Here is a 472-nt window from a genome sequence, read left to right on the forward strand (position 1 = left end):
TCGATGATGCGCGCGACCGGCGTGACGGTGCCGAGCGCGTTCGACACCTGGGTCACCGCGACAATGCGGGTGCGGTCGTTGAGCAGCTTCTGGTATTCATCCAGCAGGATCTGGCCGGAATCGTCCACCGGAATCACGCGCAACCGCGCGCCCTTGGCCGCCGCCAGCTGCTGCCACGGCACGATATTGGCGTGGTGCTCGAGGTTGGAGACGATGATCTCGTCGCCCTCGCCCACGTGCTGCGCGCCCCAGCTCTTGGCCACCAGGTTGATGGCCTCGGTGGTGCCGCGCACGAAGATCACCTCGTTGACGTCGGGCGCGTTGATGAAGCGCCGGACCCGTTCGCGCGCGCCCTCGTAGGCGTCGGTGGCGCGCGCCGCCAGCTCGTGCGCGGCGCGATGGATGTTGGAGTTCTCGTGGGCGTAGAAATACGCGATCCGGTCGATCACGCTTTGCGGCTTGTGGGTGGTGG

The 472-nt window shown here is 67.2% G+C and carries 1 protein-coding gene; it reads right to left on the bottom strand.

Annotation, left to right across the window (positions count from 1 at the left end):
- Positions 1–449: aminotransferase class V-fold PLP-dependent enzyme (locus N801_RS22245; RefSeq protein WP_035941131.1), on the bottom strand; the 449-nt coding region annotated here is incomplete at its 3' end.
- Between the last annotated feature and the right edge of the window lie 23 nt (positions 450–472).

This window comes from Knoellia aerolata DSM 18566, assembly GCF_000768695.1.
GTDB lineage: Bacteria > Actinomycetota > Actinomycetes > Actinomycetales > Dermatophilaceae > Knoellia > Knoellia aerolata.